This window comes from Corynebacterium kozikiae (assembly GCF_024580965.1).
Lineage (GTDB): Bacteria > Actinomycetota > Actinomycetes > Mycobacteriales > Mycobacteriaceae > Corynebacterium > Corynebacterium kozikiae.
In genome coordinates, this window is record NZ_JANIKJ010000011.1 from 26,964 (window position 1) to 48,660 (window position 21,697).

Annotated in this window: 17 protein-coding genes and 1 tRNA gene; 10 read left to right on the forward strand and 8 right to left on the reverse strand. The window is 62.1% G+C overall.

The window, feature by feature from the left end:
• Positions 1 to 14 precede the first annotated feature (14 nt).
• The gene (gene thrE / locus NQ018_RS07775) at positions 15 to 1,550 is read right to left on the reverse strand and encodes a threonine/serine exporter ThrE (RefSeq protein ID WP_368734692.1); all 1,536 of its coding nucleotides are present in this window, start codon (positions 1,548 to 1,550) and stop codon (positions 15 to 17) included.
• Between the two features lie 122 nt (positions 1,551 to 1,672).
• Between thrE and NQ018_RS07780 the strand changes: the two genes are divergently transcribed.
• Both NQ018_RS07780 and NQ018_RS07785 read left to right on the forward strand, forming a co-directional pair.
• Positions 1,673 to 1,745: transfer RNA gene (locus NQ018_RS07780), tRNA-Thr, on the forward strand.
• A 358-nt stretch (positions 1,746 to 2,103) separates the two neighbouring features.
• Positions 2,104 to 2,763, forward strand: a complete 660-nt coding sequence (locus tag NQ018_RS07785) for a lipocalin family protein (protein WP_257060172.1) — start codon at positions 2,104 to 2,106, stop codon at positions 2,761 to 2,763.
• Positions 2,764 to 2,779: 16 nt separating this feature from the next.
• Here the strand turns inward: NQ018_RS07785 and NQ018_RS07790 are convergent, their stop codons facing one another.
• From NQ018_RS07790 to NQ018_RS07810, 5 genes are all read right to left on the reverse strand, one after another.
• Entirely contained in the window at positions 2,780 to 4,222 is a 1,443-nt protein-coding gene (locus NQ018_RS07790) for a threonine/serine exporter family protein (RefSeq protein WP_306428987.1), read from the reverse strand.
• On the reverse strand, positions 4,209 to 5,504 hold the full coding sequence (locus NQ018_RS07795) for an MFS transporter (RefSeq protein ID WP_257060176.1): 1,296 nt from the start codon (positions 5,502 to 5,504) through the stop codon (positions 4,209 to 4,211). Before NQ018_RS07795 ends, NQ018_RS07790 begins: the two co-directional genes overlap by 14 nt.
• 26 nt (positions 5,505 to 5,530) lie before the next feature.
• Positions 5,531 to 7,477 (reverse strand): solute carrier family 23 protein, encoded by a 1,947-nt coding sequence (locus tag NQ018_RS07800; protein WP_257060178.1) that lies wholly within the window; start codon positions 7,475 to 7,477, stop codon positions 5,531 to 5,533.
• Positions 7,478 to 7,602: 125 nt separating this feature from the next.
• The gene (locus NQ018_RS07805; RefSeq protein WP_257060179.1) at positions 7,603 to 8,142 is read right to left on the reverse strand and encodes a TetR/AcrR family transcriptional regulator; all 540 of its coding nucleotides are present in this window, start codon (positions 8,140 to 8,142) and stop codon (positions 7,603 to 7,605) included.
• A complete protein-coding gene (locus tag NQ018_RS07810; protein ID WP_257060180.1) occupies positions 8,129 to 9,589 on the reverse strand; it encodes an MFS transporter in 1,461 nt (486 codons plus the stop codon). Before NQ018_RS07810 ends, NQ018_RS07805 begins: the two co-directional genes overlap by 14 nt.
• A gap of 203 nt (positions 9,590 to 9,792) precedes the next feature.
• On the opposite strand from NQ018_RS07810, the gene NQ018_RS07815 reads away from it, so the two are divergent.
• Both NQ018_RS07815 and NQ018_RS07820 read left to right on the forward strand, forming a co-directional pair.
• The gene (locus NQ018_RS07815) at positions 9,793 to 10,506 is read left to right on the forward strand and encodes a response regulator transcription factor (RefSeq protein ID WP_257038983.1); all 714 of its coding nucleotides are present in this window, start codon (positions 9,793 to 9,795) and stop codon (positions 10,504 to 10,506) included.
• Positions 10,506 to 11,981, forward strand: a complete 1,476-nt coding sequence (locus NQ018_RS07820) for a sensor histidine kinase (protein ID WP_257060181.1) — start codon at positions 10,506 to 10,508, stop codon at positions 11,979 to 11,981. Before NQ018_RS07815 ends, NQ018_RS07820 begins: the two co-directional genes overlap by 1 nt.
• On the opposite strand, the gene NQ018_RS07825 is transcribed toward NQ018_RS07820, so the two are convergent.
• Together NQ018_RS07825 and NQ018_RS07830 are read right to left on the reverse strand one after the other, a co-directional pair.
• Positions 11,956 to 12,624 carry an alpha/beta fold hydrolase gene (locus NQ018_RS07825; protein ID WP_257060183.1) on the reverse strand — a complete coding sequence of 223 codons (669 nt, stop codon included), beginning with the start codon at positions 12,622 to 12,624 and terminating at the stop codon, positions 11,956 to 11,958. The genes NQ018_RS07820 and NQ018_RS07825 overlap by 26 nt on opposite strands.
• 3 nt (positions 12,625 to 12,627) lie before the next feature.
• A complete protein-coding gene (locus tag NQ018_RS07830) occupies positions 12,628 to 13,050 on the reverse strand; it encodes an HIT family protein (RefSeq protein WP_257060184.1) in 423 nt (140 codons plus the stop codon).
• A 52-nt stretch (positions 13,051 to 13,102) separates the two neighbouring features.
• Here NQ018_RS07830 and purD point away from each other — a divergent pair, with 52 nt between their 5' ends.
• The 6 genes from purD to NQ018_RS07860 all read left to right on the forward strand — a co-directional run bounded on the left by purD (position 13,103) and on the right by NQ018_RS07860 (position 21,617).
• Entirely contained in the window at positions 13,103 to 14,371 is a 1,269-nt protein-coding gene (gene purD, locus NQ018_RS07835) for a phosphoribosylamine--glycine ligase (protein ID WP_257060185.1), read from the forward strand.
• A gap of 4 nt (positions 14,372 to 14,375) precedes the next feature.
• Positions 14,376 to 15,512, forward strand: a complete 1,137-nt coding sequence (locus tag NQ018_RS07840) for a pyridoxal phosphate-dependent aminotransferase (protein ID WP_257060210.1) — start codon at positions 14,376 to 14,378, stop codon at positions 15,510 to 15,512.
• A 600-nt stretch (positions 15,513 to 16,112) separates the two neighbouring features.
• Positions 16,113 to 17,552: an adenylosuccinate lyase gene (purB, locus tag NQ018_RS07845; RefSeq protein WP_257060187.1), complete on the forward strand. Its 1,440-nt coding sequence runs from the start codon at positions 16,113 to 16,115 to the stop codon at positions 17,550 to 17,552.
• A 108-nt stretch (positions 17,553 to 17,660) separates the two neighbouring features.
• Entirely contained in the window at positions 17,661 to 18,554 is an 894-nt protein-coding gene (locus tag NQ018_RS07850; RefSeq protein WP_257039377.1) for a phosphoribosylaminoimidazolesuccinocarboxamide synthase, read from the forward strand.
• Positions 18,555 to 19,021: 467 nt separating this feature from the next.
• On the forward strand, positions 19,022 to 21,136 hold the full coding sequence (locus NQ018_RS07855; protein WP_257060188.1) for a S9 family peptidase: 2,115 nt from the start codon (positions 19,022 to 19,024) through the stop codon (positions 21,134 to 21,136).
• Positions 21,137 to 21,146: 10 nt separating this feature from the next.
• On the forward strand, positions 21,147 to 21,617 hold the full coding sequence (locus tag NQ018_RS07860; RefSeq protein ID WP_257060191.1) for a glutathione peroxidase: 471 nt from the start codon (positions 21,147 to 21,149) through the stop codon (positions 21,615 to 21,617).
• Positions 21,618 to 21,697 lie beyond the last annotated feature (80 nt).

Here is a 21,697-nt window from a genome sequence, read left to right on the forward strand (position 1 = left end):
ACCCGAATTCTACGCTACTTTTGGTCCTCGTGCAGCCCCTGGGCGGGGAAGCTGCCGGTGATGGGGGTGTCGCTGTATACCACCTTGAGCCCGGAATCCCCCGTGCTTTGCTCTGGGAAAGTGTAGCGCCGGGGGCGTCGGAACGCTTTGTATGGATTGAACACCTTTGGCCTGCGGATTTTGCGGGCCGTCCACTCGCCCAGCACCACACCAGCGGCAAGGGCACAGCAGATGGAAAGGGCGAGCGCCACGTTGGTGAAGCCCACGAGCATCTGGTCGTTGAGTGCAGCGTACATGCCGCGGTAAATCCACAGGCCAGGCAGCATGGGGGTAATGCCGGCGATAGCAGTGATCAGCGGCGGGATCAGGAACCTGCGCGCCAAAAGACCACCGGCCACGCCAATCACGGTTGCGGCGATGGCGGTGGAAATCACCGGATCCACGCCGGCGGGCATAAGCAGCAGGTAGTAGATGCTCGCGCCGGTGGCGGCGGTCAGCGCGGAGACCACAATTGCGGAGAACTCCGCGTAACAAGCCAGGGCAAAGGAGGCACTCGCGGCAACTCCCGCTCCCACCAGCACTGCCGAATCCACATAGCCAATTCCGGCGCCGGCTTGTGCACCGGTTTCCATGGTTGGCAACGTGATCCCCAGCAGCTCACTGGCCTGCATGCCCACACCAACGCCAGCCACAATCGCCCCGGTGAACAGGAAGGTTTCAAAGAAGCGAGCGCTGGCAGTCACGGGGGCGCCGGTAATGCCATCTTGCAACGACTGCACCATCGTCAGCCCCGCCAGAAGCACAATGAGGCAGGCCGCAATCACCTGGCTCGGTCGTAGATCCATCCCCACCTGTCGTGCCAAGCTGTACGCCACCGCCACCGGCAACGTAGACATGAACCCGCCAAACACGTTCTGGAAAAACACCGGCAAACTCTGTCTGCCCAGCCAGCGCGCACCCGCAATGATCAGGGCGGACAGTACAAAAGAGAGCACTGCGCCCAAGGCGTTGCCGCCCAAAAGCACGCAAGCCGACGCCCCCAGTCCGCCCCAACCAAGCACCGCGACTTTGGGGCCATAGGTGGGGCGGGCGGCGGTGAGGTCATCCAAAATCTTGATAGCCACCTCCGGTGGCGTGGCGCCCGCCTGAATGGAGCGGATGAGGCGGTCTACCTCTGAGAGCTTGGAGAAGTCCGTGCGCATGTGGCTCACCACGCGGAACACACTCACTGGCGTCTTGGTTTCCGTGCCGATGGTGGTGAACAGCGTGATGGTGTTCAACGTGATGTCCACATGGGCATAGTGGAGGCCATAGGTGCTGGTCACCGCGTGGATGTGGGCCAGGGTGTCCCGGTTGGAGGTGCCCGCGGCCAACAATATGTGGCCGATGCGCGCTGCAAGATCCATAACGGCAGTCACCTGCGCCGGGTCCGTAAGGTCCACCGGCGCCAGTGGTGACGGAGGGGGAGCGGCCTTGACGGCGTCGATGGTGGCAAGCTGCGAGCCGCCCGCGCGCCACCGAGCCGTAAGGTGCTGCAGCAAATGCGCCACGGGCAACCTTTCTGAATGTGAAGTCCTACACCACTTTGTACACCAGTGCGCCCAGAAATTCGCGGCGGTGCCCCCATATGCTGTAACATCTTGCACCGAGTTGGCAGCACATGCCGGCCGGTGCTGGAGTGGCGCAATTGGTAGCGCAACGGTCTTGTAAACCGTAGGTTGTGGGTTCGAGTCCCATCTTCAGCTCATTTTTCTTTCCAGGGGGCGGTGGGGATTGGCCTTTCGGTGGGGTGGGGTTTCGCGTTGGTCGATAGGTCAAAGTCGATAGGGCGCGGTTTTCCCCAAAATCCCGGGGTCCTATCGACCAACGGGCCGTCCTATCTACCTTGAGCTATCGACCAACACCAAAATCGGTGCCAGTGAACCGGCGGCGGGCATCTGCAAAATTGGCCAATTGTGCAAAGGGTTGCGTCGATTTGCCCGCGCAGGCGGCGAACAACGGATAGGCTGACAGCCACCCAGCAGGCGCCAGAGCGCTTTGGGTTCGAGTAAGTCCCTGATACTCCCCACTGAAAATACTGAAAATACTGAAAGGCTGAACACCATGCGCTTCGTCCGATCCACCATAACCGCAGTGCTGACCGCCATCACTGCGACTGCGCTCCTTGTGGCGCCCAATGCGCAGGCACAGAACCTTTTTGAAGGCGGCCGCCTTGGTGGGCTTTCTTCACAGCTTGTTCCGGCGGGTTCCTCGTTTTTCGGCGAGGAGCTGCCAGAGGTGAGCACACCAGTTGATGTGAACCGCTACGCCGGCACCTGGTACCAGGTTGCTGCGATCCCGCAGCCCTTTACGTTGCAGTGCGTTCGTGATGTTACTGCGCAGTATGGGGTCATTGACGCCACCACCATCTCAGTACAGAACTCTTGCGGAACGCTTTTGGGGCCCGATTCGAGGATTGAAGGCACCGCCACCGCGCGCTCCGGGGCGTCCCTGCGGGTGAATTTCCCCGGTGTTCCGTTCCAAAACCCCGATGGGCGGGTGAATTACCGGATCACTTACCTGGACGAGGCGTACTCACTGGCCATTGTGGGCGACCCCGCCCGCCTCTCCGGATTCGTGCTGTCCCGGAACAAAGCGCTGACTGGCGAGCAGTGGTCGGAAGTTCGCCGAATCGTGGAAAACCGAGGCTACAACGCCTGCACCTTCCTCACCGTGCCCATGACGGGTGGCCGCGGTGACGTAGTTCCTCTGTGCTGGCTGTAAGTGCAGCACAACGTTCTCACACAGCACCGCCCGCACCCGCACTGCGCCCACCCCTCGCGGCTGCACGCCGGCGCACAAATTGCCCGGCGGAGATCACGTTTTGCGGCATCCGCACTCGGCGGGCGAGCCATTCCCCGAACACTACGCCCGCACTGAGTGCGGTGGTGGCTACCAGCGCGTATGTGAGGTTGGAAAAGCCCACGAGTACTTGCTCGTGGAGCAACCCGTACATGCCGCGGTACACTGCCAGTCCGGAAAGGAGCGGGGTGACGCCGGCGATGGAAATGATGAGTGGTGGGATGCTGTAGCGGCGGGCCAGCAAGCCGCCGATGAGCCCGATGAGCACGGCGGTGAGCGCGTTGGCGGTCACGCCGGGCACGTTGTAGGGCACCAAGACGTAGTAGAACAGGCTGGAGCCGAAGGCCGCGGTCAGCCCGGATACGGCCACTGAGGTCCAGTTTGCAAAGCAGGCACGGGCGAATGCCATGGTGGCACCCACTGATCCGAGGACGCGCACCCAGGTGGAGGCGAAGTTGGGGGCGGCGGAGGTTTCCAGTGGTGGGAGGGGGAACCCGAGGGCCGTGGACAGGGTGATGCCGATGCCCACTCCGGCGACGATGCCGCTGGTGGCAAGGAGGGCGTCGAAAAGGCGTGCCGTTCCGCTGATGGGGGCGGAGGTGATGAGGTTTTGCAGGGCCTGGACCAGGGTGAGGCCTGCGAGCATCGCAACGATGCAGGCGGCGACCACCATACTTGGCCGCAACGCCACACCGTACACCTGCCCCACATAGAAGGCGCCCGCTGCGAGCAGGGAGGCCACCACGCCGCCGTAGACGTTTTGAAAAAACAGGGGCAGGCCGAGTGCGCTGAGGCGGTCGCTGCCCAACACGATGATCACGCCCGCCACCAACGCCAGCGCTGCCGCGACCAGCGAGCCTCCAATCAACAGCGCAACCGAGCCGCCCATGGCGCCCCAGGCCAGAGCCACTGGCCATATCCCAAAGGGCTCTCGAGAGTTGTCCAGGGCATCCAGCCGCGCAGCCGCTGCGGCTGGGTTGGCGGCGCCGGTGAGGATGTCATGAATAAGTTGGTCTACCACGGTGAGGGTGTGGAAGTTTTGCAGCGCGGGGCGGATCACGCGGACCACCACCACGGGGGTGTACTCGCCGGACTGTGCGAACAGCCGGATGAGGTTGTGCGTCATGTCCACGTGGACGTACCACAGGCCAAAGGCCTCGGTCACGGCCTTGACCTGTGCGGTGGCGTCGGAAGAGGTGGACCCGGCGCTTACCAGGATCTCGCCGATTCGCGCTGCGATCTCCAGCACGCCCGTGATCTGCCCGCGGTCCGCCAAATCCACTACTGGGGCGAGCGGTGCCAAAGGCGCTGCCCTGGCAACGTCGATGGTTGCCGCGGGGAGCTCACGCGGGGTGCGGCGGGTGAGGTTAAGCAGCCGCATGTCCGCCACCACGCGCACCAACACCACGCGAAGGATCACGCACAATCAACGTGAGTGCACAGCCAATGGCAAGCACGAGCATGAGGCCAAAGATGCCCTCGCGGTCGTTGCCGGTGATTGCGGCGAACTGGGCAAACGCAAACGGAGCCATCCAGCTCACCGCGCGCCCGGTGGTGGCGTAGAGGCCAAACATCTCACCCTCGCGTTGGTCTTGGGCAAGGCGGGAGAGGAAGGAACGTGAGGCCGTCTGCGCCGGGCCCACAAACGCGCACAGGATCAGGCCGAACACCCAGAAGGTGGTGGTGCCTTCACCAAAGTACAGCGCGGCGCTGGTGAGCAGCATCGCCACCAGCGAGCCCACAATCACCACCTTGGGCCCAAAGCGGTCATCCAAAAATCCAGACGCCAGCGCGCCGAGCGCGGAAATCACGTTTGCGGCGATGCCGAACAGCAGCACCTGGTCCGCCGCCAGGCCATACACACTTACCGCGAGCAGCGCGCCGAAGGTGAACACGCCGGCGAGGCCGTCGCGGAACACTGCCGACGCAGCCAGGAACCACACGGAGTTGCGGTCCTCGCGCCACATGCGGCGCAGGGTGGCCACAAGTTCGCGGTAGGAACCGCCTTTCATGTTGGGGTTTGGGGCGATTTCGGGGACGCGGAACATCGTGGGAAGGGCTGCCAGGAGGAACCAAGCAGCGGCAACGAGTGCCACGAGGCGAATGTTGAACCCGTTTTCCGTCGGGAGGCCAAACACACCGCCCTCGCCGGAAATGAAGCCCACATAGCAGATGAGCAACAAGAAGATGCCGCCGAAGTAGCCCATCGCCCAGCCGAAGCCGGAGACGCGCCCCACGTTTTCCTTGGTGGACACCTGGTTGAGCTGCGCAAAGTAGTTCACCTCAGCGAGCTCAAAGGTGATGGACGCCACCGCCAGCACAATCAGGCCAAACCAGAAGTAACCGGGGGCGGTGTTTTCGGTGAAGAAGAGCACCGCCATCAGCGCAACCGTGAGCACGGTCCATACGCGCAACCCTCGGCGGCGGGTGCCGCGGGCGTCGGAGCGCTGGCCGATCACCGGAGCCAGCAGGGCGATGAGCACGCCGGCGGTGCCGATTGCCAGGCCGTACCAGCTCGTGGGGGTGCGTTCGGTGGTGATGTGCTGCCCCACGGATTCAATGAGGTAGACCGAGAACACAAAGGTGATCATCACAGCATTGAACGCCGCGGAACCGAGGTCCCACAGCGCCCAACTCAACACGGTCTTTTTATCGGTGCGCATGCGTTTAAGCATGGCAGAACTTGCGGCTATTCGCTGAACTTACGCTCCCACGCGCTGCGGATCGGGTTGGCGTTGGCAAGCAGGATGTCAAAGCGGTCATTCGCGATCTCCACGATCTCCGTCAGTGCCACCCGGTGCTCCTGCTCCTCGGAGTTCGCCAGGCGGCGCAGCCCGCGCGCCACCACAGAATCCACGGTGTCCGTGGTGCTCAGGCAGGCAACAAACGGCATGTTGAAGCGAGCCTGATACTGCGCTGAAATCTCTTGGATTTGGGCGCTTTGCACGTCATCAAGCTCATCGATGCCCACGGTGCCACGCTCGGCGGACAATGCCGGCGCTTCCTCGGCGGTGGCCAGGAGCAGGCGGGCGGTGTCGGGATAATCCTGGATGAGGGCTTCGCGGCGCTGCGGTTCGGCGGTAAGTACAGCTACCTGGATCGCTTCGCGGAGCTTCTCGACGCTCCCAAATGGCCGTGCCTGCGCAGCCTGCTCCAGTGGCCACGTCTCATTGTTGAACAGCGGGCGGAGAGCCGAGACAAAGCCCTGAACATCCATGGCGTTCAGCTCCTCCAGAGAAATGCCCTCGCCGCTGCGGCCACGGGCCACATCCTTGCCGGACTGCGAGCCCAAATGGAAGAACAGCAGGTTGAGTACAATCGCCGCGATGGCGCCGATGGACATACCGGAGGACACAAAAATCTGTGCCCACTGCGGCAGTGCTTGGGCCACGTCCGGGCGGAACGTCACCAGCATTGCCAGGCCGAGGGCAGTGGTCACGATCACCGCGTTGCGGCCATCCATGAGGTCAGTCTTCGCGATGGTTTGCAGGCCCACCCAAGCCACGTTTGCGAACAGTGCCAGCGAGGCGGCGCCCAATACCGGTGCAGGAATGGAGGCAACAATCGCGCCCGCCTTTGGCAGCAGGCCGAGCACAATCATGAAGCCCGCTGCGGCCACAGCCACCCAGCGCGACTTCACACCGGTCAGCCGCACCAAGCCCACGTTCTGGGCAAAGCAGGTGTAGGGGAAAGAGTTCATCACGCCACCGATGAGAGTGGAAATGCCGTCAGCGCGGATGGCGCGCTCTACGTCGTCGCGGCGGATGCGCTTTTTCACAATCTCGCCGGTGGCAAACACATCACCGGTGGTTTCCACCATGGTAATGATCATGACGATCACCAAGGAAAGAATCGCCGCCACATTGAATTGCGGCGTACCAAAGTAAAACGGCGTGGTGATGCCCAGCGGGGCGGCCTCGCCCACCGCATCTAGGTTGGCGTGACCAAAGATGATCGCCGCGGTGGTGCCCACCAGCAGGCCAATCAGGATGGACAGCGTTCCCAAGAATCCGGAAAAGAAGCGCTGCACCAGGATGATCACGGCCAAGGTGCCAAAGGCATACCAGAGGTCATGCGTTGCGGGTACCTCTTCCGCGTAGTTCACAAAGTCATTCGCGGAGACCGCCAGCAAGGAAGTGCCCATCACCAGCAGCACCGTGCCGGTTACCACCGGAGGGAAGAAGCGCAGCAGGCGGCCAAACAGTGGGGCCACAAAGAAAGTGAACAGGCCGGCTACAATCACCGCACCGTAAATGGTGGGCAAGGATTCCACGCCACCTTGGCCGTCAGTGGTGGAAAGACCAATGGCGATGATCGGCGCAACCGAGGTGGTGGTCACACCTTGAATGATCGGCAGGCGCACGCCCACTTTCTTGCCAATGCCCACCGCCTGGATCAAGGTGGCAATGCCACAAGTGAGCAGGTCTGCGTTGATGAGGTGGATCGTGGTTTCCGTATCCAGGTTCAAAGAACCTGCGATCAGCAGCGGCACAATCACGGCGCCGGCGTAAAACGCCAACACATGCTGCAGGCCAAGCGCCGCGAGTTGCGGCGCCGGAGGCACTGCGTCCACTGGGTGGACTGTGGTGGCTGTGCTGGCTGGGTTGGCTGGGTAGGTAGCCAAAGGTTGGGACACGCGCGGGGACTCCTTTTTAGAGGTCGTGGATCAGGCGGGACAGTCAGCGGCAGTGAGTGCCGATCCGCAGAAAACTTTAAACCACCACGAGCGCGCCGCACCTCACCCAGTAAGGTAGCTCACAGCTATGCGTGCTCGGCCTGCACGGCGGCGTCGATAAGCCTGAGCACATGCTGTGTTGCGCGCTCGCGCTCGGCGATGCTCATTGCGCGGGTGGCCACCATGTCATGGACCCACAGCCCGTCCGCCAAAAGCTGGATTGCCACCAGTTCGGGGGACTGGGCGGGGTCCACCGTCCAGGGGTCCAGGGCCTCTTGCCAGATCTGATTGAGCTCGGGCACGTCCACTGAGTCGATGGTGAGCAACAAGTCTGCCTTGCGTGCTGATTGTGCGTGCACCAGCACCATGGCGCGCAGGCGCTCGGCGGGGCTCACCTGGCTGGCAGGGCCGCCGGCGATTTCGGTGAGCTGGCTTACCCACTGCTCGGCCAGCGCCTGATGCATCCCGCGCAGCAGTTCCATGCGGGAGGGGAAATGGTAGATCAGCCCGGACTTGCTCACGCCGCTGGCTGCGGAGAGGGAGTCATAGGTAAGTGCCGCCAAGCCGTCTTGCTCCACCAGTTCGATGGCCTTTTCCAGCAGCATTGCCTTCTTACTCGTGCGCATACGCCGTCTCCTTTGGGTTGCCGCGGAAGGCGTACGCCGTGAGCGCTGCACTGAGTGCGGAAACCACCAGCACAATGAGCAGGATATACAGGTAGGAAGTGGAGATGGCCTGGTGCGCCTGCGGCACCATTGCGTCCGCATACTGTGCCGGGGCGTGCAACGCGTAGAAGTAGGGGAACAGTGAGCCCAGGGCCGCCACGGAGATCAGGGTGCCGAACTCAAAGCTCACCTCTTCCACGCTGGCAGCCATGCCCGCGCGATGCTTCGGTGCAGAACCGATGATCGCCGTGGAAGTCACGGACATCACCAGCCCGGCGCCGGCACCGGACAACATGAGGCCGCCTATGAGTAGCGGGAACATTCCCTGCGTCAGTGCGTAGGCCGCCACCGCGCTGCCCACGGCCATAAACGCAAAGCCGCCCGCGATCAGGCTCTGGAAACCCCAGCGGTGGAGATTCGCCCCGCCCAGAATCGAGGTGGGGAAGGCGCACAGCGCCATTGCGGCGGTCACCAGCCCGGCCTGCAGGGGTGAGAAGCCTTCGGCGAGCTGGAAGTGCTGCGTGGTGATCATTTCCGTGCCGGCGAGCACGAACATGCTCATCGCGGCGGCAAGCACGCCGCCCACAAAGAGGCGGTTGCGGAAGATGTCCCAGGTGAGCAACGGATCACTCAGTAGGCGCTGACGCCTCTGGAACACCACTGCGCCCAACAGCATTGCGGCGGCGGAAAGCCCAACGTGCGCCCAATCGATGTGGGTGCTGGCGAATTGCTTGATGAGCAGCACGGTCCCGGTGAGCGTGACCATCGCGAGCAGGGAAGAGGTGAGGTCCCAATGCCGCTGCGGGTTGGCCAGGTTTGGCGGCGCCAGCCACTGAGTGGCAATGACCGCAGCCAGCGCAATGGGGACGTTGATCAAGAACACCGAACCCCAGTAGAAGTGCTCCAACAGGAACCCGCCGAGCACGGGGCCGAGCGCCGCGCCGATAGTGGCAACGGAACCCCATATGCCGATTGCGGTGTTGCGCTCACGTACATCGGTGAACGTGGTGCGGATCAGCGCCAGCGTTGCGGGCATCATGGTGGCCGCGCCGAAGCCGAGCAGGCCGCGGGCAACGATGAGCCAGGTTGCGCTCGGGGCGAGTGCCGCGAATAGGGAGGAAAGGCCAAAGATCACCACGCCGATTTCAAACATGCGGCGGTGGCCAATCTTATCGCCGAGTGTGCCCGTGCCCAGCAGCAGGCTGGCCAGCACCAGCGGGTAGGCATTGATGATCCACAGTGCCTGCACCTCGCTGGTGTGGAGTTGTTCGCGCAGCACCGGCAGGGCGGTGTAAAGGATGGAATTATCCGCCCCAATGAGAAACAGTGCTGCAGAAAGGACGCCAAGGAACAGCCAGCGGTTGTTATGTGCCGTGGTGTTGAGGCTTTGGCTTTGGGTGATGCTCATGAAGGGAAACAATACCGAACGGTCGTTATAGTTTCAACGTTTCGGTGCAGTGCCGACGCACCCAGCGCCGCAGATGGCTGGGCAATCCCCAGTGAGCTCCCAGCTCGCACCCAGCTCGGGGGAGGGGTTGCTGCCAGCGAGGGCGCGCACACTTCGCTTGAATTCGCTTGATTGAACCCTCGTTTTTCAAAGGATGCTGCACAATGGAACCCATGAACGATTCTGCAACCCGCGTGCTCGTTGTAGACGATGAGCCGAACATCGTTGAACTGCTCACCGTGAGCCTGAAGTTTCAAGGATTTGAGGTGGCCACCGCCACCAGCGGAACCGAAGCCCTCCAGGTGGCGGGCGAGTTCCAACCAGATGCCTTCATCCTGGACGTGATGATGCCCGGCATGGACGGTTTTGAGCTGCTTCCCAAACTGCGCGCGGCAGGATTCGATGGCCCAGTGCTGTTTCTCACCGCTAAGGATGCAGTGGAAAATCGAATCCACGGTCTGACCATCGGCGCAGACGATTATGTGACCAAGCCGTTTTCCCTAGAGGAGGTGATCACGCGCTTGCGCGTGATCCTGCGTCGGGGTGCCTCCGTGATCGAGGAAGAAGACGATGGTGCCACCTTGACCTATGCCGACCTCACGCTGAATGACGAGACCCACGAGGTTACCAAGGCCGGGCAGATCGTGGAGCTTTCGCCCACCGAGTTCAACCTGCTGCGCTACCTTATGCTCAACTCCGAGGTGGTGCTTTCCAAGGCGAAGATCCTGGATGCGGTGTGGCACTATGACTTCGGTGGCGACGGCAACGTGGTGGAATCCTACATCTCCTACCTGCGCCGCAAAATTGACACCCAGGAGCCGGCCCTTATCCACACCGTCCGCGGCGTAGGCTACGTACTCAGGACCCCGCGCTCCTAATGTCGCTCCGAAATTCCCAGCGTTTCGCGCGGGTGCGTTCCAAGCTCTCCTTTCGGCTTTCGGCGATGCCGCTGACCGCCGGGCTGCTCATCATTGTCTTCTTTGTCTCCGCATTCGGCGTGCTCCTGAGCTCCTACGCGGTTTATAAGACCATGGAGAACTTCACCTACGCCCGCATTGATGAGGAGCTGCATCGCGGCCTCGACGGCTGGGCGCGCCAGGACTCGCTCTTCCTGGCGGACCAAGGGATTGGTTCGCGCCCGCCCACGGACTTCTATGTGGCCAAGATCTTCCCAGACGGCTCGATGGTGGTCTACAACGACAACGAAGCCTCCCCCGACCTCACCCAGCTTTACATCGGCGACCCCCAGGAGATCGGCTCGGAAGGTGGTTCCCTGCAGCAGTGGCGCGCGCTCGCGCACAGCAGCAACAACGTAATCACGGTGGTGGCCAAGAACACCACTGAGGAATCCAACACGCTGCACCGCACCGCCTACGGCCAGATGGTGATCGGCGTGCTCTACCTGGTGGTCATCGCGGTGCTGAGCTTCTTCCTCATCCGCCGCGCCCTGCGCCCCCTGCGAGAAGTGGAGCGCACCGCCCGCACCATCGCGGAGGGCAATCTCGACGCCCGCGTCCCCGAGGCCCCAGCACACACCGAGGTGGGTGCGGTGGCAAACTCCATGAACGTAATGATGGAGCGCCTCCAGGGGTCCATTGTGGAACTGCAGGCAAAAGAAGAGCAGATGCGCCGCTTCGTTGGCGATGCTTCCCACGAGCTGAGAACCCCGCTGACCAGCGTGAAAGGCTATGCGGAACTCTACTCCTCTGGCGCCACCAATGATGCAGACAAGGTGATCTCCAAAATCCAGGAGGAGGCCCAGCGCATGAGCCTGCTGGTGGAAGACCTCCTGGCGCTCACCCGCGCCGAGGGCGCCCGCTTTGAGGAAGCTCCGGTGGACTTGTTGGAAACCGTGCTCGCTGTGACTACCTCGCTACGCGGCGCGTTCCCAGACCGGGAGATCGCCGTGGCCTCTGAGTATTCAGGTGTGCCGGTGGTGTGTGGTGATGTCTCCCGCCTTCACCAGGTGTTCACCAACCTCACGGTGAATGCACTCAAGCACGCAGGCCCGGACGCCCAGGTGAAGGTGCTTCTGCGCAACGGGGATAACCCGGACGCGAACACCGTGGTGGTGGATGTGATCGACAACGGCGTGGGCATCGCCGCAGAAGACGCCTCCCACATTTTCGAGCGTTTCTACCGCACGGATGCCTCCCGCACCCGAGCCACCGGTGGTGGCGGCTCCGGGCTGGGGCTGGCAATCGTGAAATCCCTCGTGGAATCGCACGGCGGCCAGGTCAGCGTTCGTAGCGAACTGGGGAAAGGCACCACCTTCAGCGTGGAGTTGCCCGCCTACCCGCAGAATCCGGGAGCAGGATCGGTGGGAGCTACCACAGAGTCCGAGGCACCTTAAACTGCTCCACGTCTTCAACCTCAAGGGCGGCAACAATCAGATTGGCAAGCCGCGGGAGTTGGTCGTGCCGCGGGCCCACAATCTCATATGTGGCGCCTAAGGTGGCCGTGGCCTGTGGCACCACAAAATCATTGGTGGAGTACACGCTCAGCACCTCGACACCCTCCGGTGCCTGCGCCTCAAAGGGGCGGCTGAATCCCAGGAGGGCGTCGCCAAGCAGAAGACGCACAGCCGGGCTCATCCCCGGCGCGGAAAGCAGCCGCCGCGGCGTCCCCCGATACGCCGCACCGAGCCCCACCAACCTGCGCACCATCCCAGGGAAGGCGTGCGCGATGTGCAATCCCATGTGTCCGCCCGCCGAGTGGCCCACGATATCCACCCTGCCTATGCCCTGGCGGCGCAACCCGGCAAAGTACTTTTCCAACTCCGCATAGGAACGCTCCAGCGCGGCGGTGCCGTGGTTGCCGTATGCCGGGGCAAAAAACGCCCTGCCCTGTGCCGCGAGCACAGCCGCGGGACGCTCAAAATTCCCCGGTGAGCCCAGCACGCCATGCAAAAAGACCACCGGTGGCGCTGCCCCCTCCACCCACTGCGGGGAGGTTGGCAACACGCCCATCGGCGGAATCAGGCGCGCGAAGAGCACGAGCTACCTGCGGCCGGAGGCGTCGGTGCCCAGTTCCGCGCGCAGCGCCTCGGCGGCCGCGGTCATCCGCGCCGGGTCAGTCTGATCCATTGGGATGGCAGCGGAGAAGTCATAATCCGCCATTTTGCTGGTAGGGAAGAGGTGAATGTGGGTGTGCGGGACGTCGAAACCCGCAATGATGTACCCGGCACGCGGCGCATCGAACGCCTTGGTGATCGCCTGCCCGATCTCCTGCGCCACCTCGTTGAGATGCACCCAGGTTGCGGGCTCGAGGTCCGTCCAGCGATCTACTTCTTCCACCGGCACTACTAGGGTGTGGCCGTACGCGAGCGGCTCGATAGTGAGAAAGGCCACCACCGTGTCATCGCGGTAGATGAAGGTTCCGGGTAGTTCACCTGCAATGATCTTGCTGAATACACTGCTCATGCCAGCCGATAATACCCAGAATGGCACCACGCGGCAGATATGATGGGGCACTATGCGCATTCTTGTTATTGGTTCTGGTGCCCGCGAGCACGCCATCGCACTCGGTCTGAGCAAAGACCCCAAAGTCACGGAAGTCCACGTTGCCCCAGGTAACGCGGGCATTGCCGGCATGGCAACGGTCTACCCTGAGGCCACCGCAGTATCCAACCCCGAGGCTATGCTGGCGCTCGCCGAGCAGGTTCGCCCGGATCTTGTGGTCATCGGCCCCGAGATCCCGCTGGTAGCGGGGGTTTCCGACGTGCTCCGCGCCGCAGGTTTCAAGGTGTTCGGGCCCAGCAAGGCCGCAGCTCAGATAGAGGGCTCCAAGGCCTTTGCCAAGGACATCATGCAGGCAGCGGGGGTACGTACCGCGCATGCGGAGCAGATCACCCCTGGCGCAGACGATGCGGCAATCGAGGCCGCGCTGGACCGCTTTGGCCCCCGATTCGTGGTCAAGGATGACGGCCTGGCAGGCGGCAAGGGCGTGGTGGTCACTAACGACCGCGCCGAGGCCCGCGCCCACGTGGACGCAGTGCTTGCCGCCGGCAACCCAGTGCTGCTGGAGTCCTTCCTGGACGGCCCCGAGGTGTCCCTATTCTGCCTGGTAGACGGTGAAACCGTGGTGCCGTTGCTGCCCGCGCAGGATCACAAGCGTGTGCGCGATAATGATGAAGGGCCCAACACCGGCGGCATGGGTGCATATTGCCCGCTGCCGTGGCTGCCGGAGGATGGCGTACAGCGGATCGTCGATGAAGTGTGTATTCCTGTGGCCAAGGAAATGGCCTCCAGGGGCAACCCCTACTCGGGCCTGCTCTACGCGGGTCTGGCGTGGGGCGAGCAGGGGCCAGCCGTGGTGGAGTTCAACTGCCGTTTCGGTGACCCAGAAACCCAGGCGGTACTGGACATGCTGAACACCCCTCTTGGGGAAGTTCTGCTCGCCGTGGCGGAGGGCCGCCTGGCTGAGCTGCCTGCCTTGGACTGGAAGCCGGGATACGCGCTTACCGTAGTGCTCGCCGCAGCAAACTACCCAGAAACCCCACGCACCGGCGATGTGATCACCGGTGCGGATCACCCGCAGGTACGCCACGCCGGCACTGCCTTCAATGAAGCCGGTGAGCTGATTTCTGCAGGTGGGCGCGTGCTCAACGTGGTAGGCACTGGCGCCACCTTGGAGCAGGCCCGTGAGCAGGCCTACGCGGTGCTGGAGCAGATCCACCTGGACGGTGGCCACTACCGCAGTGACATCGCCCTGCCGGCCGTGCGCGGCGAAATCCACATCTAACATGCTGGTCCCGAGCCCGCGCGGTGAGGTAGAGCCTTTCCGCGTCATGCAGATCCTGGGCAAGGCGCAGCAACGCGAGGATGCCCTCCTCCTGTGCGTGGGCCAACCACGGGCTGGGGCGCCGGGGCCTGTGTTGGCCGCGGCCTCAGAGGCCCTGGTGGGGGCGTCGTTAGGCTATACCGCGACCCTCGGATTGCCCGAGCTGCGCGCGGCAATAGCCCGTTGGCATGCACACACCTACGGCACGCCCACCCGCGCTGAGCAAGTGGTGGTGACCACCGGCTCCTCCGGCGGCTTTGTGGCGGCCTTCCTGGCGCTGCTTTCCCCAGGTGACGCCGTGGCTCTGGCGCGCCCCGGCTACCCCGCCTACCGCAACACGCTGCACGCACTCGGTGCGGAGGTGGTGGAGCTGGACTGCGGGCCTGAAACGCGCTATCAGCCCACGGTGGAACACCTGGAGGCCTGCGGGCGTGAACTCAAGATGGTGATCGTGACCAGCCCGGACAACCCGACGGGCACCATCATCGATCCCGCCGAGCTGCAGCGCATCGCGAGGTGGTGCGAGCGCCGCGACGTTGTGTTGCTTTCTGACGAGATCTACCACGGCATCAGCTACGGCCAAACAACCGCAACCGCCCGCCAATTCAGCCCCGAGGCCATCACGGTGGGCTCCATGTCCAAGTTCTTCTGTATGACCGGCTGGCGCCTGGGCTGGCTCATTATGCCGGAACACCTGGTGGAGACCTTTGACAACCTCCAGGCCAACCTGGCCCTTTGCCCGCCCGCCATCGCCCAACACGCAGCCCTGGCGGCCTTCACCCCCGACTCACTGAGTGAATTGCGCTCCCACGTGCGCGAATACGCCGAAACGAGGGACTACCTCACCGCCGAACTTCCCAAGCTGGGCCTGGGGAGCTTCGCCCCGCCCGACGGCGGCTTCTACCTCTGGGTGGACGTCTCCCACCTCACCGATGACTCCGAAGCCTGGGCCGCCGACCTGCTGGAGGAAACCGGGGTGGCCGTTGCCCCAGGTAAAGACTTTGACACCACCTCCGGCCACAAATTCATCCGCATCAGCTTCTGCATCTCTTTGGAGCAAGCGCGCCAGGCGGTGGTGCGGTTGGCGGAGTGGCTGGGGTAGGGGGTTTGGGATTGGTGTTTTGGTTTCGCAACCAAGTGCCGACGCCAGGATCTATTGCTTTGGCAATTCCGATGCAATTGCCATGCGTGACTGAAGCAGATTGATTTCTTTGAGAATTGGCCTTCGGTGAGTTGCGCGGTTGCGCATGTTCAATCCATAGGTATTCGGCTCAATTGCTTAACCCTTGAATTTCGATCTGTAGCGTGGATCCTTGGTGGAAGGTGTACCCAGTTTCCGAAGGTGAGCCCGGCGACGTAATCATCATGAATCGGAGCGGTGGGCTCCTTGCGAATGTCAGCGTAATGTTGCAGTTTTTTCTGCCCGGAGGGCCGCACTAGGTCTTTGAGAACTCCTCCAGTTTTCACACTCAATGCTGTTAGTCGATAGCTAAAAGTCGATAGGAGGACGCGATTTTCCTCAAATTCGCCGCTCCTATCGACCAACGCGCCGTCCTATCGACTTTTAGCTATCTACCAACGCACATTTCGCCCCAAAATCCGCGCCCACCACCAACCACAAACCGCGCCCACCACAAACCACAGACCGAGCCCACCACCAACACAAACCACAAACCACACCCACCCCGCCCGCCGTGCGATAATGGAACGCGTGGCTGAAAAGATAAAGATCGCAAATGTCCTTTCCAATCGTTATGCCTCCGCTGAGCTGAGTAATCTGTGGAGCCCTGAGCAGAAGATCATCATGGAACGCCAGCTTTGGATTGCCGTGATGAAGGCTCAGAAGGATCTCGGTGTGGAGATTCCCGCAGAGGCTATCACCGCCTATGAGGCCGTGGTGGAGGATGTGGATTTGGCGAGCATCGCTGAGCGGGAGAAGGTGACTCGCCACGATGTGAAGGCCCGCATTGAGGAGTTCAATGCGCTGGCTGGTTTTGAGCATGTGCACAAGGGCATGACTTCGCGTGATCTCACGGAGAATGTGGAGCAGCTCCAGATTTATCGTTCCTTGCAGTTGGTGCGGGATAAGGCGGTTGCTGTGGTGGCTCGTCTTGGTGAGCATGCGGGCGCGTATAAGTCGTTGGTGATGGCTGGGCGCTCGCACAATGTGGCTGCTCAGGCCACTACGTTGGGCAAGCGTTTCGCTTCCGCCGCGGAGGAAACCTTGGTTGCGATTGACCGGGTGGAGGACATTCTGAGCAGGTACCCGCTGCGCGGCATCAAGGGCCCGATGGGCACCGCCCAGGACATGCTGGACCTGATGGGCGGCGATGAAGCCAAGCTGGCCTCCCTGGAAACCCAGATCGCTGATCACCTGGGCTTTTCGCGGGTGTTCGATTCCGTGGGCCAGGTCTACCCGCGTTCCTTGGACTTTGACGCCGTCTCCGCGCTCGTGCAGCTTGGCGCGGGGCCGTCGTCACTTGCTCACACGATTCGCCTGATGGCGGGCAATGAGACTGTGACGGAGGGCTTCAAGGAGGGCCAGGTTGGTTCCTCCGCGATGCCGCACAAGATGAACGCCCGTTCTTGTGAGCGCGTGGGCGGCTTCCAGGTGATCCTGCGCGGCTACCTCACGATGGTTGGGGATCTTTCCGGCCAGCAGTGGAATGAGGGCGACGTCTTCTGTTCCGTGGTTCGCCGCGTGGCGCTGCCGGACGCTTTCTTTGCCCTGGACGGCATGTTTGAGACCTTTCTCACGGTCCTTGATGAGTTCGGCGCCTTCCCCGCCATGATCGACCGCGAGCTTGAGCGCTACCTGCCGTTCCTCGCCACCACCCGCATCCTCATGGCGGCGGTGCGCGCGGGCGTGGGCCGTGAAACCGCGCATGAGGTGATCAAGGAGAATGCCGTCGCCGTTGCGCTGAACATGCGCGAAAATGGCGGTGAGCAGGACCTGATCTCCCGCCTTGCCGCTGATGAGCGCCTGCCGATGTCCCGCGAGCAGCTCGAGGAGGCCCTCGCTGACCGCCACGCATTCATCGGTGCCGCCGAAAGCCAGACCGCCCGCGTGCTCAAGCGGATCAGCGACCTGGTCAACCGCTACCCTGAGGCCGCCCGCTACACCCCAGGCGAGATCCTCTAGTCACTTCAGCAGTGCCGACGCCCCCAGTGCCGCTGTCTCCTGCGGTAGGTGGGGGCGTTGCGGTGCGAACTATTCACGGCGCACAAAAAGGGTCTACACTAACGTCTCATGCGTCCCGAATTGTCTCAGTACAAGCATTTGAGCGCCGGCAAAGTGCGCGAGATCTACGAGATCGACGATCAGCGCCTCCTCATGGTGGTGACTGACCGCATTTCTGCCTATGACCACGTCCTGGAGCCGGAGATCCCGGACAAGGGCCGTGTGCTCACTGCAATGAGCAAGTACTTCTTTGACCACATCGACTTCCCGAACCACCTTGCCGGGGACATCGACGATCCCGCAATCCCCGAGGAAGTCTTGGGGCGCGCTATGGTCTGCAAAAAGCTCAAGATGCTCCCGTTCGAGTGCGTTGCCCGCGGCTACCTCACTGGCTCCGGCCTGAAGGAATACCAGGAGTCCGGCACCGTGTGCGGCGTTGAGCTGCCCGAAGGTCTGGTGGAGGCCTCCAAGTTGCCGGAGCCGATCTTCACCCCGGCAACCAAGGCTGAGCAGGGCGATCACGACGAAAACGTGACTTTCGAAGCCGTAGTCCACTCACTAGGCCAAGCCCGCGCCGAGGAGCTACGTGCTGCAACCTTGAAGATCTACTCCGAGGCCGCGGCGATCGCCGAGGCCCGGGGCATCATCTTGGCTGACACCAAGTTTGAGTTCGGCCTGGATGAGGAAGGCAACCTGGTGTTGGCCGATGAAGTGCTCACCCCAGATTCCTCCCGCTACTGGCCAAAGGAGGGCTACCAGGAGGGCAAGGTGCAGCCGAGCTTTGACAAGCAGTACGTGCGCAACTGGCTGACCAGCCCTAAGTCCGGTTGGAGCGTCGATAGCCCAACCCCGCCGCCGGCGCTGCCGGGTTCCGTGGTGGAGGCAACCCGTGAACGCTACGTGGAGGCTTTTGAACGGATTACCGGGGAGAAGTTCAACTGCTGGATTGGCACCTGCGTCTAGGTTCCGTCTGGGTGCCCAGTGTGCCCAGGGTGCCCAGTAATGCAAAAAGCGCGTTGGGAAGCAAGAGCTTCCTCAACGCGCTTTGAGTTTTTGCTGGCTTAGCCGAGCTTGGAGAGCTTCACAAAGAGGTCAACCACGGAGGAGATAGCGCGGATGATGTTGTTGAACTGGGTGAAGTCGAAACCAGAAGAGAGCATGAAGCTGCCTTTCAAAAGTAGATGCTGTGATTCTTTAAGGAATACTAGGGGGTGTGGGAGGAGGGTGCAAGTCCCCAAGCAAAAATTTTTTTTAGACCCTTGGAATGCCCCTAAGGTGCAGCATTAGTGCAGCAGCCGCTTGCGCCGGCGATTTTCAATAGAAAACTACCGGTCATCGCCGCACCATAAATTCTCAGTTTCGCCCCTGTCTCCTCCCTTCCGGCTACCACCTCACCCCATACCGCGGCGAGGGCGGGTTATGATCTTGGAATGAGTCACCTGCCGCCCGTCGCTAAGCAAGTTCCTTTCATTCGCACGCACCACGGTGATCAAGTGCAAGATCCCTATGAGTGGCTGCGAGAGAAGGATTCATCGGAAACCATCGCCTACCTGGAGGCGGAAAACGCCTATACCCAGCAGGTGACGGAGCCGCTGGAGCAACTGAGTGAAAACATCTTCCAGGAGATCAAGTCTCGCGTGAAGGAGACGGATCTTTCCATCCCGCAGCGCAGCGGCAACTATTGGTATTACGGCCGCACCATCGAAGGCCAGGATTACGGCATTTCCTGCCGCATCCCGGTGGCCGAGGGCACCGACCTCTGGCGAGCCCCCATCCTGCCTGAGCAAGGCGCGCCGGAAGGGGAGCAGGTCATCTTAGACCACAACGCCCTGGCAAAGGGGCATGAGTTTTTTGCCCTCGGCGCGTCTGCGGTGACCGATTCTGGGCGCCTTTTGGCCTACTCAGTGGATACGGTAGGTGATGAGCGCTTCACCCTGTACTTCAAAGACTTGGAGACGGGCGAGCTGCTGCCGGACATCATTGAGGATGTGTTCTACGGCGTCACTTGGGCGGGGGAGGAGTACGTGTTCTACGTCCGCGCCGATTCCGCGTGGCGCCCTGAGTCCGTGTGGCGCCACCGCTTGGGCACGGACCCCAGCGAGGATGTCCTGGTGTTCCGCGAGGAAGACGGGAAGTTCAACGTGGGCGTAGGCGGCACACGCAGCGAGCGCTTCTTGATGATCGCTGCGGCCTCCAGCACAACCTCGGAGATGTGGGTGCTTCCCATGGATAACCCGGAGGGGCAGTTCAGCTGCATTTTGCCGCGTGAGCAGGGTGTGGAGTACTCGATTGATCATGCGGTGGTCGCTGGTGAGGATTACTGGGTGTTTACGCACAATGTGTGGGGCCCGAACTTCTCGCTGAGCTATGCCCCGGTGGGCCAGGATTCCTATGACCTCCGCACAATGCCCGAGTTAGTGCAGCACCGCGAGGACGTCCGCGTGGAGGGCGTAGATACGTTCCGTGACTTCATGGTTCTGGGCTACCGCGAGGGCGCGATCATGCGCACCTCGGTGATGGACGTGCGCGAGGGTTGGTCCACCTTCAGCCCGATCGCCTTCGACGAGCCGCTCTACACCTCCAGCTCACTGGGCCACCCCGAATGGGACGCGCCGGTGATCCGCCTTTCGTACAGCTCCTTTACCACCCCCAGCCAGCTCTACGACTACTGGCTGGCCACCGGTGAGCGCGAGCTCCTCAAAGAGCAGGAGATCCCAGGCGGCTACAACCGCGAGGACTACGTGGCAAGCCGCGCCTGGGCAAGCGCTTCCGACGGCACCAAGGTCCCCATTTCCCTCGTCCACCGAGCTGACCTGGATCTTTCCAAGCCAAACCCCACGCTGCTCTACGGCTATGGTTCCTATGAGGCCTCCATTGACCCGGGCTTTTCCGTTTCCCGCCTTTCCCTGCTTGACCGCGGGATGATTTGGGCGGTGGCTCACGTCCGTGGTGGTGGCGAGATGGGCCGCGGTTGGTATGACTCCGGCAAGATGCTCGCAAAGAAAAACACCTTCACGGACTTCATCGCGGCGGCAGACCACCTGCTCGCCGAGGGCATCACCACCAGGGAAATGCTCGTGGCTGAGGGTGGCTCCGCCGGCGGCCTGCTCATGGGCGCGGTGGCCAACATGGCGGGCGACCGCTTCAAGGCCATCGAGGCCGTGGTGCCGTTTGTGGACAACCTCACCTCAATCCTGATGCCGGAGCTGCCGCTCACGGTGGGCGAGTGGGAGGAGTGGGGTGACCCGCTGCATGACCCGGAGGTGTACCAGTACATCAAGAGCTACGCCCCCTATGAAAACGTGGAGGCCAAGGACTACCCAAACATCCTGGCGGTGACCTCACTTAACGACACCCGCGTGCTCTACGTGGAGCCGGCCAAGTGGATTGCCAAGCTGCGTGCCACTGCCACCGGTGGGCAGTTCTTGCTGAAAACGGAGATGGCCGCGGGGCACGGTGGCGTGTCTGGCCGCTATGGCCGCTGGAAGCAAACCGCGTTCGAGTACGCATGGCTGGTGAACCAAGCAACGGGCAAAGTCCAGTAGAGGAGCAAAGTTGAACATTTTTGATGTGCAGGTGGAGCTTCCCGACGCCACCACTACCACCATGGCCAATTGGGCAGGCCACTGCCTTTTGGTGGTGAACACCGCCAGTGAGTGCGGCTACACCCCACAATTGGAAACGCTGCAGGAGCTGTTTGAGGAATACGCCCAGCGGGGTTTCTTTGTGATCGCCCAGCCCTGCAACCAGTTTGGTGGCCAGGAACCGGGCAGTAATCAGGAGATTGCCCAGTTTTGCACCAGGAACTTTGGCGTGGAGTTTCCCATTTTGGCCAAGGCGGACGTCAATGGCCCACATGCGAGCGCGCTGTTTCAAGCCCTGAAGGGCAGCGGCCCGGATATTGCCTGGAATTTTGAAAAGTTTGTGGTGTCCCCGGAAGGGGAGGTGGTTGGCCGTTTTGATTCCGCAACGCAGCCGGATGACATGGCGATCATCAACCTGCTGGAGGAGTATTTGCCAGTCTAGGCAGGCTCCGAGAATGTATTAAGGCGTGCAAGCCAGCTAGTGTTATTGGGGAAAATCTTTCACGCATTTTGGAAGGCCTG